Source organism: Amycolatopsis sp. NPDC026612 (assembly GCF_040638285.1).
Lineage (GTDB): Bacteria > Actinomycetota > Actinomycetes > Mycobacteriales > Pseudonocardiaceae > Amycolatopsis.
In genome coordinates this window covers 103348-117974 of sequence record NZ_JBEZYB010000017.1, presented here as the reverse complement: position 1 = coordinate 117974, position 14627 = coordinate 103348, and the positions used below count along the sequence as shown (strand labels likewise).

18 protein-coding genes, 1 tRNA gene and 1 pseudogene are annotated in these 14627 nt (G+C 70.6%); 14 read left to right on the top strand and 6 right to left on the bottom strand.

Annotated features, from left to right (window positions below; translation table 11 throughout):
* Positions 1–54 precede the first annotated feature (54 nt).
* Positions 55–756 (bottom strand): SDR family NAD(P)-dependent oxidoreductase, encoded by a 702-nt coding sequence (locus AB0F15_RS18475; RefSeq protein ID WP_360271343.1) that lies wholly within the window; start codon positions 754–756, stop codon positions 55–57.
* Positions 757–825: 69 nt separating this feature from the next.
* Here AB0F15_RS18475 and AB0F15_RS18470 point away from each other — a divergent pair, with 69 nt between their 5' ends.
* On the top strand, positions 826–1617 hold the full coding sequence (locus tag AB0F15_RS18470) for a helix-turn-helix transcriptional regulator (RefSeq protein ID WP_360271341.1): 792 nt from the start codon (positions 826–828) through the stop codon (positions 1615–1617).
* A gap of 9 nt (positions 1618–1626) precedes the next feature.
* On the opposite strand, the gene AB0F15_RS18465 is transcribed toward AB0F15_RS18470, so the two are convergent.
* Positions 1627–1977, bottom strand: a complete 351-nt coding sequence (locus AB0F15_RS18465; RefSeq protein ID WP_360271339.1) for a VOC family protein — start codon at positions 1975–1977, stop codon at positions 1627–1629.
* A 38-nt stretch (positions 1978–2015) separates the two neighbouring features.
* Complete coding sequence (locus tag AB0F15_RS18460) at positions 2016–2615, bottom strand: TetR/AcrR family transcriptional regulator (RefSeq protein WP_360271338.1); 600 nt, start codon at positions 2613–2615, stop codon at positions 2016–2018.
* Positions 2616–2717: 102 nt separating this feature from the next.
* On the opposite strand from AB0F15_RS18460, the gene AB0F15_RS18455 reads away from it, so the two are divergent.
* The 5 genes from AB0F15_RS18455 to AB0F15_RS18435 all read left to right on the top strand — a co-directional run bounded on the left by AB0F15_RS18455 (position 2718) and on the right by AB0F15_RS18435 (position 5509).
* Positions 2718–3422 (top strand): carboxymuconolactone decarboxylase family protein, encoded by a 705-nt coding sequence (locus AB0F15_RS18455; protein ID WP_360271337.1) that lies wholly within the window; start codon positions 2718–2720, stop codon positions 3420–3422.
* Between the two features lie 52 nt (positions 3423–3474).
* Positions 3475–3624, top strand: a complete 150-nt coding sequence (locus AB0F15_RS18450) for a hypothetical protein (RefSeq protein ID WP_360271336.1) — start codon at positions 3475–3477, stop codon at positions 3622–3624.
* 312 nt (positions 3625–3936) lie between these two features.
* Positions 3937–4086, top strand: a complete 150-nt coding sequence (locus AB0F15_RS18445; protein ID WP_360271334.1) for a hypothetical protein — start codon at positions 3937–3939, stop codon at positions 4084–4086.
* Between the two features lie 22 nt (positions 4087–4108).
* Positions 4109–4675: a carboxymuconolactone decarboxylase family protein gene (locus AB0F15_RS18440; protein ID WP_360271332.1), complete on the top strand. Its 567-nt coding sequence runs from the start codon at positions 4109–4111 to the stop codon at positions 4673–4675.
* Positions 4676–4738: 63 nt separating this feature from the next.
* Positions 4739–5509, top strand: a complete 771-nt coding sequence (locus tag AB0F15_RS18435; protein WP_360271403.1) for a hypothetical protein — start codon at positions 4739–4741, stop codon at positions 5507–5509.
* Here AB0F15_RS18435 and AB0F15_RS18430 read toward each other — a convergent pair.
* Positions 5481–6434 carry a sigma-70 family RNA polymerase sigma factor gene (locus AB0F15_RS18430; RefSeq protein WP_360271330.1) on the bottom strand — a complete coding sequence of 318 codons (954 nt, stop codon included), beginning with the start codon at positions 6432–6434 and terminating at the stop codon, positions 5481–5483. The genes AB0F15_RS18435 and AB0F15_RS18430 overlap by 29 nt on opposite strands.
* A 51-nt stretch (positions 6435–6485) precedes the next feature.
* On the opposite strand from AB0F15_RS18430, the gene dnaG reads away from it, so the two are divergent.
* From dnaG to AB0F15_RS18415, 3 genes are read left to right on the top strand one after another with little or no spacing between them, the layout of a single operon-like run.
* The gene (gene dnaG, locus AB0F15_RS18425) at positions 6486–8405 is read left to right on the top strand and encodes a DNA primase (RefSeq protein ID WP_360271328.1); all 1920 of its coding nucleotides are present in this window, start codon (positions 6486–6488) and stop codon (positions 8403–8405) included.
* A gap of 3 nt (positions 8406–8408) precedes the next feature.
* Positions 8409–8942 (top strand): hypothetical protein, encoded by a 534-nt coding sequence (locus AB0F15_RS18420; protein ID WP_360271327.1) that lies wholly within the window; start codon positions 8409–8411, stop codon positions 8940–8942.
* A 46-nt stretch (positions 8943–8988) separates the two neighbouring features.
* Positions 8989–9756, top strand: coding sequence for a trans-aconitate 2-methyltransferase (locus AB0F15_RS18415; protein WP_360271325.1), 768 nt, complete (start codon positions 8989–8991; stop codon positions 9754–9756).
* Here AB0F15_RS18415 and AB0F15_RS18410 read toward each other — a convergent pair.
* Positions 9746–9916, bottom strand: coding sequence for a hypothetical protein (locus AB0F15_RS18410; protein ID WP_360271323.1), 171 nt, complete (start codon positions 9914–9916; stop codon positions 9746–9748). The genes AB0F15_RS18415 and AB0F15_RS18410 overlap by 11 nt on opposite strands.
* 167 nt (positions 9917–10083) lie before the next feature.
* Between AB0F15_RS18410 and AB0F15_RS18405 the strand changes: the two genes are divergently transcribed.
* The 5 genes from AB0F15_RS18405 to AB0F15_RS18385 all read left to right on the top strand — a co-directional run bounded on the left by AB0F15_RS18405 (position 10084) and on the right by AB0F15_RS18385 (position 14381).
* A tRNA-Asn gene (locus tag AB0F15_RS18405) sits at positions 10084–10156 on the top strand.
* Between the two features lie 242 nt (positions 10157–10398).
* A complete protein-coding gene (locus tag AB0F15_RS18400) occupies positions 10399–11364 on the top strand; it encodes a hypothetical protein (protein WP_360271321.1) in 966 nt (321 codons plus the stop codon).
* Positions 11327–12331, top strand: a complete 1005-nt coding sequence (locus AB0F15_RS18395; RefSeq protein ID WP_360271320.1) for a hypothetical protein — start codon at positions 11327–11329, stop codon at positions 12329–12331. The genes AB0F15_RS18400 and AB0F15_RS18395 overlap by 38 nt, the downstream gene beginning before the upstream one ends.
* 443 nt (positions 12332–12774) lie before the next feature.
* The gene (locus AB0F15_RS18390; RefSeq protein WP_360271402.1) at positions 12775–13167 is read left to right on the top strand and encodes a YciI family protein; all 393 of its coding nucleotides are present in this window, start codon (positions 12775–12777) and stop codon (positions 13165–13167) included.
* Positions 13164–14381 (top strand): RNA polymerase sigma factor, encoded by a 1218-nt coding sequence (locus tag AB0F15_RS18385; protein WP_360271318.1) that lies wholly within the window; start codon positions 13164–13166, stop codon positions 14379–14381. The genes AB0F15_RS18390 and AB0F15_RS18385 overlap by 4 nt, the downstream gene beginning before the upstream one ends.
* Here AB0F15_RS18385 and AB0F15_RS18380 read toward each other — a convergent pair.
* Positions 14341–14543 (bottom strand): annotated as a pseudogene (locus AB0F15_RS18380) (molecular chaperone HtpG); the annotation flags it as partial. The gene AB0F15_RS18385 and the pseudogene AB0F15_RS18380 overlap by 41 nt on opposite strands.
* Positions 14544–14627 lie beyond the last annotated feature (84 nt).

Below are 14627 nucleotides of genomic sequence, written 5' to 3'. Positions count from 1 at the left end.
CGGAGCGGAACACCCACCCCGGCGTTTCACCCCGGCCCGTTCACCCCGGCCCTTTCACCACGGCGCCGTGGTGCCGTCCCAGGAGTGGAAGCCGCCCGTCGGACCGTCGTCCGGCAGCAGCGCCAGCCGGACCGCGGCCGCCGCCGCTTCGGCCGGGTCGTCGCCCTCGGCCTTCGCCCGGTCGTTCAGGTCCGTCGCCCGCAGGCCGGGGGCCAGCGCGTTCACCTTGAACCCAGCTTCGGCGAGTTCGTGGGCGTAGAACACCGTCAGCGCGTTCAACGCCGTCTTCGAGGAGCGGTACGCCGCCGACGTGCCCGCATGCGGGAACTGCGGCCCGGTGCTCCAGGCCAGGGACCCCGTGCCGCTGGAAATGTTGACGATCCGGGGCCGCGCGGACCGGCGCAGGGCGGGCAGGAAAGCGTTGGTCACCGCGAGGACGCCGAACAGGTTCGTCTCGTAGGTCCGGCGGAAAATGTCCACATCGGACTCGCCGGGCGCCGCGCCGCCGAGCAGGATGCCCGCGTTGTTGACCAGGACGTCCAGCTCGCCGACCGCCCGCGCCGCCGCGGCGATGCCGGCCGGGTCGGTGACGTCGAGGACGACGGGCCGGGCGCCGATCTCCTCGGCCGCCTGCTTGCCGCGCTCGGCGTCGCGCGCTCCCAGGTGAACGGTGAGGCCCGCCGCGACGAGCTGCCGGGCGATTTCCTTGCCGATACCCTTGTTGGCACCGGTGACCAAAGCCGTGAAACTGTTCATGGCTTCGACGGTGCCCCCGGCGCACCGCGGGAACCAGGGACGATCGATACCAGGCAAGGGAGGCACGACGTGGCGAGGGACGAACTGGCCCGCTTCCTGCGTGACCGGCGGGAGCACCTGCGCCCGGCCGAGGCCGGCCTGCCGGGTGGACCGCGCCGCCGGACGCCCGGCCTGCGCCGGGAGGAGGTCGCCGGGCTGGCCACCATGTCCGTCGACTACTACACGCGGCTCGAGCAGGCGCGCGGTCCGCGCCCGTCGCCGCGGATCCTCGACGCCCTGACCGGCGCGCTGCGGCTCGGCGCGGCCGAGCGGACGCACCTGTTCCGGCTGGCGGGGGTGCTCCCGGTGGCGCCGCCCGGGCCGGTGCACCGCGTCCGGCCGCACGTCGTGGATCTCCTGCACCGGATGCCGGAGGCGGGCGCGATCGTCACCGACGCCACCTACGACGTCGTGGCGTGGAATCCCCTCGCCGGGGCGCTCCTCGGCGATCTCGGCGCGCACCCCAACCTGGCCCGGCGGCGGTTTCTCGGAGGCGGGCCGGTCAGTTCGGGCGCGGCGGAGTTCTCGCACATCGCCGTGGCCCGCCTGCGTGCGGCCGCGGCGCGTTACCCGCGTGACGAACGGCTGGCCGGGCTGCTGGCCGAACTGCGCACGGGCAGCGCGGAGTTCGCGGCGGTCTGGGACACCCACCCGGTGCACGCACCGGGCCACCGGCGGAAGACGTTCGAGCACCCGGAGCTCGGCCCGATCCGGGTGAACTGCGACGTGCTGCCCCTGCCGGACGACGACCAGCAGGTCGTGTTCATCACGGCGGACCCGGGTTCGCCGTCGGCCAGGGCCCTGCGCCGGCTGGCGGGCTGACGAAGCGGGTCAGTTCCGGCGCTGCGCGATCTGGAACACGTTGCCGAACGGGTCGCGGACCATCGCGCGCCGGTCGCCGTAGGGCATTTCCGCCGGTTCCTCCAGACTGGCCGCGCCGCAGTCGAGGGCGCGGCAGTACGTCGCCTCGACGTCGGCGACGTAGATGTGGAGGAACGCCGGGAAGAGCGCCCGCTCGCCCTCGGCCGACACCATGACCAGCGAGTCGCCGAGGTGCAGCTCGGCGGGCCGCCCGCTCTCGACCTCGCCGGTCGCGCCGAAGACCGTGCGCAGGAACGCGACGGCGGCGACGAGATCGCTCACCACCATCCGCGGGACCACCGTCGGGAAACGCGGGTTCATACCGGCCCACCCAAGCCGGTTGCGGCCGGACGCACAAGTCAGAGCCGCAGGCCCACCAGTTTGGCCAGGAACCGGTCGAGCTGCTCGACCGCGGGCGGCCAGGGCAGGTCGGGCTCGTTGATCCGCTGCGCCAGCGTGCCGTTGACGGCGGTCCGCAGGTCGATGGCGACGGTCGCGGCGTCTCCGGCCGGGGCCACGCCCGCGTCCATGCACCGCTGGACCGCGTCGGTCGTGCGGGCGACCATGACCTCCTTGAACGGCATGCCGTGGCGCCGGTGGACCTTGCTCTCGTGGAGCACCTTGTAGAGCCCCGGGTGCTCGTGCGCCCACGCGGCCTGCGCCAGGATCCGGGCGCGCAGCGCGGCCGCCGGCCCGGGTGCGGCCGCGGCGCCCGCGTCGCCGACGCCGACGAGGTCCTCGTGGCAGCGCTGCATGGCGGCCAGGACGAGGGCGTCGCGGTCCGGGAAGTGCAGGTAGACCGACGTCGCGGCGATCGACACCGCGCGCGCGACGGCCCGCAGGGACAGGGCCTCGTCGTCGGCGAGCTCGTCGAGCATCCGGACGGCGGCCGTGACGATTTCTTCGCGCAGGAGTTCGCCCTGGCCGCGGGCGTTGGGGCGACGGCGGATCTCGGTCATGGTCCCGCCAGTGTAGCTGGACACCTATTGCGCTACAGGTGTAGCGTCACTAGCACTACGGCTGTAGCGCTACGAATGTTCTGCTACTGAGGGAGCGTCATTGTGACCACTACTGCAACGCCGACGGACCTCGATCGGCTCGCCGCGCTCGACCCGGCGTTCGCCCGGATGGCCGGGGCCACCGCTCGGTACGTCCGGTCGATCCCCGAACTGACCGACCGCGAGAAGACGTTCCTGTGCGTGACGGCCGACGTCTGCCAGGGCAGCCTCGGCCTGGCGTTCAGGGCGCACGTGCGCGCCGGGCTGGCGGCCGGGGTGTCCACCGCGGACGTCCGCGAGCTGCTGCGGTTCGTCTCCTACGACTGCGGCTACCACGCGGCGACGGCGGGCATCGAGCGGATCGCCGAGCTCGAGACGGAGCTGGGCCTGGCCCATCCGGACCCCGGTTCGTCGACCCCGGAGCCGGCCGGGCCGGACGCGGCACCCAGCCCGCTGCCGGACGCGGTGCGGGCCCGGCTCGACGAGCTGGACGCCCACTTCACCGGCTACTTCGACCTGCAGTCGCGGATGCGCGCCGACCACGGGCCGGGGACGCTCAGCGAACGCGAGCGCGGCCTGGTCAGCCTCAGTGTCGACGTCCACTACCAGACCCTGGCCGACACCTTCCGCATTCACGTCGGGCGCGCGCTGCGCGGTGGCGCGGCGCCGGAGGACGTCCGCGCGGCGCTGCGGTTCACCGCCCAGTTCGGCGTCACCCGGGCCTGGCACGCCTGGGAAGCGCTCAACGCGATCCTGGCGGAGAGCTAGCCGAGGACCGCCCGGCTGGCGGTGGATCTTCCTGGTCAACCTGCCCCTGAGCGTGCCCGCCCTCGCCGACTCCGTGCCGGCCCGCGCGGTGGTGGTCAACGGCCTGGCGGGCGCCGCCCTCTACGGCACCTTCAGCTACGTCGCGCTGGTCGCCGCCTCGGCTCGGCGGCGGTCGGCACCGGGCTGCTGCTCGTCACGATGACCGCCGGGCAGCTCGCCCTTTCGGCGTCCTTCGCCGCGTTGGCGCGCCGCCGCCCGGACGTGACCGCTTGGGGTCGCTTCGGCTGCCTGCCCGGCACGGCCGGGCTCGCCGCGACCGCCGCCGCCGCGGCCCTCGGCGGCGCACCCTGGCTCCTCGTCCCGGGGTTGTTCGCCATCGGGGCCGCGTTCGCCGTGTGCACGTCCGCCTACACCGTCCTCGGCCAGACCCGGGCGGCGCGCGACCTGGTGGGCGTCACCCTGGGCTCGCTGACCTTCGCCCGGCAGGCGGGCGGGCGGGCTGGCCGGGGCCGCGGTGTTCGGCTGGCTCGCGCGGGCCACGACCGGCGGGCCGGCCGCGCCGGGCCTGACCGTCGTGTTCGCCGCGGCGGCCGTGACGTTGCTGGTGGCGTGGCTCACGTCGCCGGCTGTCACGTCCCCGGACGCCGTCTCGTCCAGGCGGTAGAACCGAGACCAAGGAGAGCGAAATGCCGCGTATCCCCGCGAAGAAGGCCACGGAAGCCGGACCGGTCCTCAAGCTGTTCTACCGGATCGCCGGCCGCCGCTACGGTGCGGTGCCGGAGCCGATGGCCGTCACCGCCCACCACCGCGGCCTGCTGCGGGCGAGCATCGCCCACGAACTGCTGGTCGAGCGCGCGTCGAAGAAGCTGCCGCCGAACGTGCGGGAACTCGCCGTCTACCGGGTCGCCACGCGGATCGGCTGCTCGTGGTGCGTCGACTTCGGCACCATGCTGCAGAAGCACGACGGCCTCGACATCGAGCGGCTGAAGGAGATCGACGACTACGCGAGCTCGCCCGCCTTCAGCCACCAGGAGCGGCTCGCCATCGCCTACGCCGACGCGATGTCCGCGGACCGGGTCACGGTGACCGACGAACAGGTCGTCGAACTCGAGCGCGAGTTCGGCCGCGACGGCGTCCTCGAGCTGACCTACCAGATCGCGCTGGAGAACTCCCGTGCCCGGATGAACAGCGCACTCGGCCTCGTCGACCAGGGGTTCACCTCCGGCGACGCCTGCCGGGTCCCGCTCCCGTAGGACGCCGGGAACCCGACCCCGGTGGGACGCGCCACCGGGGTCCGCCGCGGGACCGTGCACGGCATGCACCTCGTCGCCAGTGAACGGATCAAGCTCTTCAGCATCGCCACGCCCTGGGTGTGCGGTGTCTTCACCCTGGTCGCACTGGCCTTCCCGGCCGTGCTCACCGCGCTCACCGCCACCGAGTCCCACCGGCCGCCCACGGTCGCGAGCACCCAGTTCGGCTCCCAGCTCGCCCTGGTGGCCGTGCTGGTGCTGGCCGCGCTCGCGGTGACCAGCGAGTACCACTCCGGCACGATCCACGGCACCTTCCAGGCCGTGCCGAGCCGGACGCCGGTGCTGCTGGCCAAAGCCGCGCTCGTCGCCGGGTACGCCTTCCTGCTCGGCGAAGCCGCCGCGTTCGCGGCCTGGCTGGTGGCCCGGCTCCTCGCCCCGGACGCCGACCTGGCCCTGAACAGCGCCGCGGACTGGCGGATCGTCGCCGGCACCGGACCGGTGTTCGCCCTCACCGCCGTCTGTGGGGTGGGTGTGGGGCTGCTTCTGCGGCACACCGCCGGTGCGGTGGCGCTGGTCGTCGGCTACCCGCTCATGGCGGAGAACGTCGTCCAGCTCATCCCGCGGGCCGGCCAGGCGATCCACCGGTGGCTGCCGCTGAACGCCGCCACCAGGTTCCTCAGCGGCAGCGGCGAGGCGAACGCGGGCCGGGACGGCGGCAACGCCGCGGTGCTGTCCGACTCGCCGCTGAGCCCGGGCTGGGCGCTGGCCTACTACGGCGCCTTCGCCGCCGTCGTGCTGGCCGCCGGGATCACGAAGGTGCAGCACCGGGACGCGTGATCCGCGCCAGTTTGTCGGGGTTGACGACATCGTAGACGGCCACGATCTTCCCGTCGCGGATGCTGACCGACTGGACGTGCTCGTCGAGGGCGAGGAAGCCGTCGCGGCCCGGCATCGGCGGCAGGTACATCCCCAGGTCGCCGTTGACCAGCACGGGGACGCCGCGCTCGGACATCCCCGGTGCGTACTTGCGCGTGAGGCCGACGAAGAACCGGGCGATCTTGTCCGGGCCGAGGATGAGCTGGCGGGCGGTGCGGCCCTTGCCGTCCGAGTCACCGATGAGCACCACGTCCGGCGCCAGCAGCTCGGTCATCGCCCGGATGTCGCCCTGCTGCAGGGCGATCAGGAACTTCTCGAGGATCTTCGCCTGGTCCTCGAGCGGGACGCGCGGCGCCGGGTCGGCGTCGGCCAGTGCCTTGCGCCCGCGGGAGGCGTGCTGGCGCGCGGCCTCGACCGAGACGCCGAGCGCGTCCGCGATCTCCGCGAACGGCACCGAGAAGGCGTCGTGCAGCACGAACGCCACGCGCTGTTCCGGGGTCAGCTTGTCGAGGACGACCAGCGCGGCCATCCGCAGCCCGTCGTCACGCACCGCGACGTCCAGGGGGTCTTCGCTCACCGGCCGCCCGAACGGCGTGACGACCGGCTCCGGCAGCCAGTTGCCGACGTACTTCTCCCGCTGCGCGGCGGCCGACTTCAGCCGGTCGAGGCAGATCCGGCCGACGACCGTGGTGAGCCAGCCCCGCAGGTCCCGGATCGCCGCGCGGCCCGCGTCGTCGAGGCCGGCCAGCCGCAGCCAGGACTCCTGGACCGCGTCCTCGGCGTCGGCACGCGTGCCGGTCAGCCGGTAGGCCACCCCGATCAGGTGACTGCGGTGCGCGGCGAACTCCGCGGCGAGCGTCTCCTGGGCGGTGGGCGTCGAGGCCATGGCCCGAGTGTGCCGCACACGGGGGGAGCCGGGGAGAGCGGGAAGACTAGAGTGGGTGGCGTGGCAGGACGGATTCGGGACAGCGACATCGCGGAGGTGCGCGAGCGGAACCGGATCGACGAGGTCATCGGGGAGTACGTGGCGTTGCGGCGCGCCGGTGGGGGCAGCCTGAAGGGCCTCTGCCCGTTCCACAACGAGAAGACGCCGTCGTTCAACGTCCGCCCCGCGCACGGGACCTTCCACTGCTTCGGCTGTGGCGAGGGCGGCGACGTGATCAAGTTCGTCCAGAAGATCGACCTGATCACCTTCGTGGAGGCCGTCGAGCGGCTCGCCGACCGGGTCGGCCTCCGGCTCACCTACGAGGGCGGCGGCGCGACGATCCAGCGCGACCGCGGCAGCCGCAGCCGGCTGATCGAGGCGCACCGCACGGCCCAGGAGTTCTACGCCGAGCAGCTGGTGACCGACGAGGCACGCCCGGCGCGGGACTTCCTGTCCGAGCGCGGGTTCGACGCCGCCATGGCGAAGACGTTCGGCTGCGGGTACGCCCCCGGCGGCTGGGACAAGCTCACCAAGCACCTGCTCACCCGCGGCTTCGAGGTCAAGGAACTGCTCACGGCGGGGCTGTCCAAGGAGGGCCAGCGCGGCCCGATGGACCGGTTCCACCGGCGGCTGGTCTGGCCGATCCGCGACGTCGGCAACGAGGTCGTCGGCTTCGGCGCGCGGCGGCTGTTCGACGACGACCGGATCTCGGCGAAGTACCTCAACACCGCCGAGTCGCCGATCTACAAGAAGTCCCAGGTCATGTTCGGCCTCGACCTGGCCAAGCGCGAGATCGCGAAGCGGCACCAGGTCGTCGTGGTCGAGGGCTACACCGACGTGATGGCGATGCACGCGGCGGGCGTGCCGACGGCGGTGGCGTCGTCCGGCACGGCGTTCGGCGAAGACCACATGAAGGTGCTCCGCCGGCTGATGATGGACGACGACGCCTTCCGCGGCGAAGTGATCTTCACCTTCGACGGTGACGAAGCGGGCCAGAAGGCCGCCTTGAAGGCGTTCGAAGGCGACCAGACGTTCGCCGGCCAGACGTACATCGCGGTGGCGCCGGACGGCATGGACCCCTGCGAACTGCGGCTGGCCAAGGGCGACAGCGCGGTGAAGGACCTGGTGGCGCGGCGGACGCCGCTGTTCGAGTTCGTCATCCGCAGCACGCTGAAGAACTACGACCTCGACTCGGTCGACGGCCAGGTCGCGGCGCTGCAGAAGACCGTGCCGATGGTGGCGTCGATCAAGGACCGGGCGGCACGGGACGGCTACGCGTCGAAGCTCGCCTGGTGGGTCGGCTGGCAGGACGTCGCCCAGGTGGTCAACCGCGTCCGCGGCAGCGCGGGCGTGACGGACAAGCGCGGGGGCGCGCCCCTGCGCCAGCCCGCGCGCGCCGGCGCCCCGGCGGCTCCGGCCCCGGCCGCCGAGGACATGGCCCGCCCGGCCCCGAAGGACCCGCGGTTCGCGGTGCAGCGCGAAGCGCTGAAGGCCGCGCTGCAGCAGCCCGCCATCGCCGGGCCGGAGTACGACGCGCTGCCGCTGGAGGCGTTCACCCACCCGGTGTACGTCGCGGTGCACGAAGCCGTGCTCAAGGCGGGCGGCGCGGGTTCGGGCCTGACCGGCCCGGCGCTGCTGGACGCGGCTGTCCCGCACTGTCCCGAAGGGACGGTCCGGCGGGTGCTCTCCGAGCTGTCCGTGGAACCGTTGCAGGCCAAGGACGAGGTCGATTCGCGGTACATCTCGTCGATCCTCGCGCGGCTGCAGGAGGGTCTCGTCGGGCGGCAGATCGCGGAGATCAAGGGAAAGCTGCAGCGGCTGTCACCGGTGGAAGCACCGGACGACTACCGCGCGCTGTTCGGCGACCTCGTCGCGCTGGAGCAGTACAAGAAGTCGCTGGGCGAGCAGGCGGCCGCCGGCGCGTGGAGCTGAGTCATGGGTAGCCGTTTTCCTTCGCTGCGCCGGTTGCTGGGCGACCGCACGCCCGCCGGTTTCCCGGGCGTTCTCGAGCCCGGCGAAGACGTCCTCGACAGCGCCGCCGTCGAGGACGGCGGGCACCTGGTCGTGACGGCACTGGGTCTGTGGATCCCTTCCGATGGCGCGGCGCGGCGCGTCGGCTGGCACCTCATCGGCAAGGCGGCCTGGGCCGACGGCGTCTTCGTGCTGACCGAGTCGGTCGAGACGGGTACCGCCGGGTCGGCGGTCGTGCTCGCCGACCTGCCGCCGGTGCGGTTCCGCCTGCCGTCGCCGGGCAAGGTGCCGCACGAGGTGCGCCTGCGCGTCGACGGCTCGGTGCGGTCGCGCCACCGGCAGGAGATCGGCGCCGGAGGAGCGTGGTTCGTGCAGCGCAAGGTCCCCGGCCGCGACGGCACGGTCCTGCAGGTCCGGCCGGACCCGGGCACCGACGTCACGCTGGTCGGGGCCATCGCCGAGCAGGTCGCCGCGAAGCTGGTCAACCCCGCCGAGTAGCAGTACGCTCGTACTCAGTACAGGCGTACTGTTATGGGAGGCGACCGTGTGGGATCCCGCGAAGTACCTCGACTACGCCGACCTGCGGGCCCGGCCGTTCCACGACTTGACCTCCCGGATCACCGCTGCGGCGCCGAGACGCGTCGTCGACCTCGGGTGCGGTCCGGGCAATCTGACCGTTTCCCTCCGGGACCGCTGGCCCACGGCGGCACTGGAGTGCGGCGACAGTTCACCCGAAATGGTGACTGCTGCCCGCGCCCGCGGTCTCGACGCGGCGTTGCTCGACGTCTGCGACTGGACACCGGCGCCGGACACCGACGTCGTGGTGTCGAACGCAGTCCTGCAGTGGGTGCCGGACCACGGTCCGCTCCTGCGCCGCTGGGCCGCGGAGCTGCCGCCGGGCGCGTTCCTCGCCGTCCAGGTCCCGGGCAACTTCGACGCGCCGTCCCACGTGCTGACGCGCGAACTGGCGGCGTCCCCGCGCTGGGCGTCCCGCCTGGCGGAGGTGGTGCTGCGCGAAGACGACGCGGTATCGACGCCGCTCGGCTACGCGAACCTCCTGGCCGACGCGGGCTGCGGCGTCGACGCCTGGGAGACGACGTACGTCCAGCCGCTGCACGGACCCCGGCCGGTGCTGGAGTGGATCACCGGCACGGCCCTGCGCCCGGTCCGCGCGGCGCTGAACGACGTCGAGTGGGAGCAGTTCCGCGCGGAGCTGGCCCCGCTCCTGGACGGGGCCTACCCGGCCCGCGCCGACGGCACGACGTGGTTCGAGTTCCGCCGCGTGTTCTTCGTGGCGCGAGTCAGCGCTTGAACTGCTCCCCGATCTTGGCGCGAGCCACGCCGGCGGCCCCCTGCACCATGGGATGGTCGACGACCCGGCGGTAGGTGCGCACGAGCTGCTCGTACCGCCCCCGGCCTGCCTTGGCGCCCAGCACGTACCCCAGGCCTGCCCCCAGCAGGAACTTCTTCATCCGCGTCCACGCCTTCCGTCACTGGGTCGTCCGACTGTCCATTGTCCAGGAAAATCGGCCCCGCGGGGGTGGTTGCGCTAAGTGGGGGGTGGTGTGAAGCGGTTCGGGGGCGTGGGCTAAAGTTCTTCTCGTCGGTCGGAGAGACCGGCACCCGAAGTGAGCAACATTCCCCTGTAGCTCAACTGGCAGAGCATTCGGCTGTTAACCGGAGGGTTCTTGGTTCGAGTCCAAGCGGGGGAGCAAAGCCCAGGTCAACGACCTGGGCTTTTTTGCTACCCATGAGTAGGGGCGATTTGGTGTCTAACTTGACAGGCGTCCAAACGGCAGCCCGTCGACTGCTGACACTGCCGCTGGCGTGCCGTAGGGCAGGCCAGCCCGTCACGAATCTGTAACCATGTGTCACATTGGCGCCCTAGCTGCCTTCGGCGCGACACGCTGAAGTGCTCCGGCTTGATGAACGGTGGCCGACGTAACCTGCGTTTATGGCGCAGGGTGCCAGTCGCCGGCCGGGCGACTCCGATGAGTGGATCCAGCGTGCGGTACGGGCCTGGACCGGCGGCGAGCCGTCTGGCTTGGCTGGTTCTTACCTGGCTGTCGCTCGTCCGGGTCCGACTCATCCCGGCTCGACCCTACCGGTGCTCGGCGCTCGGGAGCTGACGACTCAGCCTTCCGGACTGCTCGTTCCGACGTCGGCACACGCCTCGAGGCAGCCGATCGACTTGATCGGCCTGGTCATCAGTTCCGACGACGTCGGGCTGGGCGCACCGACTATGGAGGATGTCGCTGCGGAGCTTGCCCGGTGTCCGCTCGGTGGCACGGTGAAGGTCTTGGTGCAGTTGCTTGTGCAGTTGAAGGATCCTCAGGGTTCGCGTCGTGATGTCGAGCTAGCCTTCGCTGCCGAGGTCTTCTCTGATCATCTGCTCGGTCAGGTGCAGACGCGAATCAGGAACGGCGAGCACCTGTTCACCGCGCACAACATCCTGACTCTGATCGGGTACGCGCTCCGGCACTGCTACACCGGGGAGGACGGTGAACCGGAGCTCGCGTCGTTGGCATGGATGGCGCTCGTGCTCAACGAGCATCTCGGTACGGAATCCGAGGTCAGCGAACCAGTCCCGGATCTGGGACTTCGGATCGATGGCGAACCGAATGAACGCGCCTCTGTGCTGGCGGCGGACATGGTCGCCAACCAGTACTTCAACGCGGAGCTAGACATCGCATCGTTGGTCGCTCGGTTCCAGCGTCGTTGGCGCGAGCTTCCCGCCGAGGACCTGGCAGCTGGTCGTGGGTTCGACCTCGATGGGATCTATCGCTCGCTGGTCGGTGTTCCGCTCGGCGACGTCATCGACTTCGCGACCCGTTTTGTGGGGCGTGGCCATGCAAGGGGAACCGGTACTCGACCCTGTTGCCGTGCAGCACAGGCTCTCGTGGCGGCGCGAGCAGCTTGATGCCGTGCTGAGGCTGCTGGCGCGGGATCGGCATGCTCTCCTTCAGGTCATCGATGACGACGGGTTCGCCGGAACATGGTCGTTCAACGCGTTCGAGCGGTTCCCGATCCTCCTGCTTGATTCGGGTGAGATGGTCGTCATCGATCCCGAATTCGTGATGAACCGGGTCTACGGGTGGCTGCCGATGTGGGACATCGCGTTTGCGATGAAGTCTTTGGCGGAGAGTGTCGATGTGGAGCCAGGAAACTCCGACCTCGAGCTAGACACGGTCGTGGGCTATCTCAGGAAAAATACCGAGCGCTACGTGCTGGAGGTACTCGAAGCGATTGCGCCGCGTCGCGGAATCTTCAAGCGGCTCTGGGGTGAAGACGAGTTGATAGCGGCCTACCCACGCAAGAAGGGGCGGCAGGTCTGCGATGCGGTGATTGAAGAAGCAGATGCCTGGGTCGCCTTCGAGGTGAGTTCCCGGCAGGTGCAGCGCAAGCTGGTCGCGGCCGCGTCTCCGCAGGCCCTGTTGGAGGATGTGGTGAGGGGCGTCGTGGCGAAAGCGAAGCAACTCGAAGCCACCTTGAGCCGGTTGCGGCGCGACGAAAGTCCGCTCACCGGACGTCCTCGCATGGACAACCGAAGGTTCGTTCCCGTTCTGGCCATCAGCGAGGGATTTCCGTTGGGGCCGGTCACTCGAGCGGTGATCGACGAGCGTCTTCGGCTAGAAGGCGTGCTCCAGGACTCCGAGCTGCGACTTCTGCACATCATGGGCGTGGACGAGCTCGAACTCCTCGAGTACGTGGTCACGATGGGCGGCCGAACGCTGGTCGATCTACTCGACGCTCATGCGAGTTCGTCCTTGGCTCAAATGAATCTGAAAGATTTCCTCCACGAACATCTTGGTGGTCACCATCCTCCGGATCGTCAGATGGCCTTGTGGCGGAAAGCGCTGGATACCACGACGGCTGCCATCGCCTGACGTTCGGGACCGGACGGTCTCGAGCCGCTCAGCCGAGACCGGCTTGCTCGAGTTCAAGAGCAGCAGGACGAGGACGAACCGCTGCTGTTGATCGCCCAACTCCACTGGTGCACCGTCGTGCCAAGACCTCGAGCGGGCCGAGCATCCGAAACTCCAGGTTGCCCCTTCGCCTTCGCGCCTCACTCAGAGGGCATCGCGCAACGAGCCGGTCCGAGCTCGTGCCTTGCGCTCGCGATGTTCGAGCCTGGCCGCGCAACGCCGGGAACGCGCTCGGATACGTAGCGAACGCCATCGCCGGTGGGGCCGTCCTCAACGCCGGGCAGCGTGACCGACTCGGTGATCAATAGTGGTCACCGTCACTAGACTTCGTGTCCGGACCGGCGGCTCGACTCCGACGTCTCCGCTGAAAGGTTCCCAGTGGAGAGGACACGAACGTGAAGTACATGATCATGTTGTCGTTGACCCAGCAGGACCTGGACATGATGGCCAGCTGGTCCCCGCAGGACGCGGCCGCGCTGCACCAGTTCATGGCGAAGTGGAACAACGATCTGGTCGAGTCCGGTGAGTTCGTCGACGCGCACGGCCTCACCCCGCCCGTTCACGCGCGGCGGGTCTCGCTCAAGGACGGCGTCCCGGTGGTCACCGACGGGCCGTACGCGGAGACCCAGGAGGTGCTCGGCGGATACACCATCGTCGACTGCGTGAGCTATGACCGGGCCACCGAGATCGCCGCCCAACTCGTCAACACACCCCACCCGGCAGGCGCCACGTTCGTGCATGACCTGCACGTGGACATCCGGCCGATCGCCGGGTCCGCGGCCGAGTCGCTGGAGTGAACGACCGTTTCGCCGAGGGCCTGCTGCGTGAGTTGGCGCCGCAGGTCCTCGGCGCGGTCGTCCGGCGCTACGGCCATTTCGACACCGCCGAGGACGCCGTGCAGGAGGCGTTGATCGCGGCCGCCCAGCAGTGGCCGGCCGCGGGGGTCCCGGACGACCCGAAGGCCTGGCTGATCATGGTCGCGTCGCGCCGGCTCACCGACCTGCTGCGGGCCGAGCAGGCCCGGCACCGCCGTGAACTGGACCAGCGGCCGGTCCCCACCGGACCCGTTGTGGACTTCGACGACACACTGATCCTGCTGTTCCTGTGCTGTCACCCGGCGTTGTCCCCGGCGTCCCAGATCGCGCTGACGCTCCGCGCGGTCGGCGGTCTCACCACGGCCGAGATTGCCCGCGCGTTCCTGGTGCCGGAGTCGACGATGACCCGGCGGATCACCCGCGCCAAGCAGGCCGTCAAGGACAGCGGCATCCCGTTCGGCATGCCAGCCGACCGCGGCGAACGGCTCGGCGCCGTCCTGCACGTGCTGTACCTGATCTTCAACGAGGGCTACGCCACCACGGCCGGCCCGGACCTGCACCGCACCGAGTTGTCCACCGAGGCGATCCGGCTGACCCGGATCGTGCACCGCCTGCTGCCTGAGGACCCCGAGGTCACCGGGCTGCTGGCGCTCATGCTGCTGGTCGACGCCCGCCGGCTGGCCCGCACGGGCCCGGACGGCGGCATGATCCCGATGGACGAACAAGACCGAAGCCTGTGGAACACCGGGTTCATCACCGAGGGCGTCGCGTTGATCAGCGGCGCGCTTCCCCACGGGCCGATCGGCCCGTACCAGTTGCAGGCCGCTATCGCCGCCGTCCACGACGAGGCACCCACGTCCGCGGACACCGACTGGCCGCAGATCAAAGCCCTGTACGAGGTACTGCTGCGGATCAACGACAACGCGGTGGTACGGCTCAACCACGTCGTCGCGGTCGCGATGGCCGACAGTCCCCAGGCCGGGCTGGACCTGCTCGGCCCACTGGAGACAACGCTGGCCAAGGACCACCGGCTGCACTCGGTCCGCGCGCACCTGCTCGAAATGTCCGGCAACCGTGAGGCGGCCCGGGTGTCCTACGAACACGCGGCCCGCCTCACGATGAGCCTGCCTCAGCAGCGTTATCTCCAGACCCGCGCTACAAGGTGTGCGCGAGACGGTCGGCCAGCAGGCGGGTGAAGCGCGGCGGGTCCTTCAGCTCGCTGCCCTCGGCCAGCAGGGCCTCCCGTGGATCAGCTCGACTCCCGGTCAGCGACGCGTCGTCCTTGCGCCCTCGTACGCCTTCCGTAGGCCGGTGACCAACGGGTGCGTCGGGTTCAGCTCAAGGATCCGCTTGACCGGCGCCAGCCCACCGTCCAAGTCACGCGCACTGCCCGGCGTGTCACCAAACCGGTGATCATTACTGGTCACCGCACTAGTAGTGCT

Bases quoted from the DNA above. Each gene is read 5' to 3' on its own strand.
- AB0F15_RS18475 (WP_360271343.1), bottom strand. From the start codon at position 756: ATGAACAGTTTCACGGCTTTGGTCACCGGTGCCAACAAGGGTATCGGC.
- AB0F15_RS18465 (WP_360271339.1), bottom strand. From the start codon at position 1,977: ATGAACCCGCGTTTCCCGACGGTGGTCCCGCGGATGGTGGTGAGCGAT.
- AB0F15_RS18460 (WP_360271338.1), bottom strand. From the start codon at position 2,615: ATGACCGAGATCCGCCGTCGCCCCAACGCCCGCGGCCAGGGCGAACTC.
- AB0F15_RS18440 (WP_360271332.1), top strand. From the start codon at position 4,109: ATGCCGCGTATCCCCGCGAAGAAGGCCACGGAAGCCGGACCGGTCCTC.
- AB0F15_RS18435 (WP_360271403.1), top strand. From the start codon at position 4,739: ATGCACCTCGTCGCCAGTGAACGGATCAAGCTCTTCAGCATCGCCACG.
- AB0F15_RS18430 (WP_360271330.1), bottom strand. From the start codon at position 6,434: ATGGCCTCGACGCCCACCGCCCAGGAGACGCTCGCCGCGGAGTTCGCC.
- AB0F15_RS18420 (WP_360271327.1), top strand. From the start codon at position 8,409: ATGGGTAGCCGTTTTCCTTCGCTGCGCCGGTTGCTGGGCGACCGCACG.
- AB0F15_RS18410 (WP_360271323.1), bottom strand. From the start codon at position 9,916: ATGAAGAAGTTCCTGCTGGGGGCAGGCCTGGGGTACGTGCTGGGCGCC.
- AB0F15_RS18400 (WP_360271321.1), top strand. From the start codon at position 10,399: ATGGCGCAGGGTGCCAGTCGCCGGCCGGGCGACTCCGATGAGTGGATC.
- AB0F15_RS18390 (WP_360271402.1), top strand. From the start codon at position 12,775: ATGATCATGTTGTCGTTGACCCAGCAGGACCTGGACATGATGGCCAGC.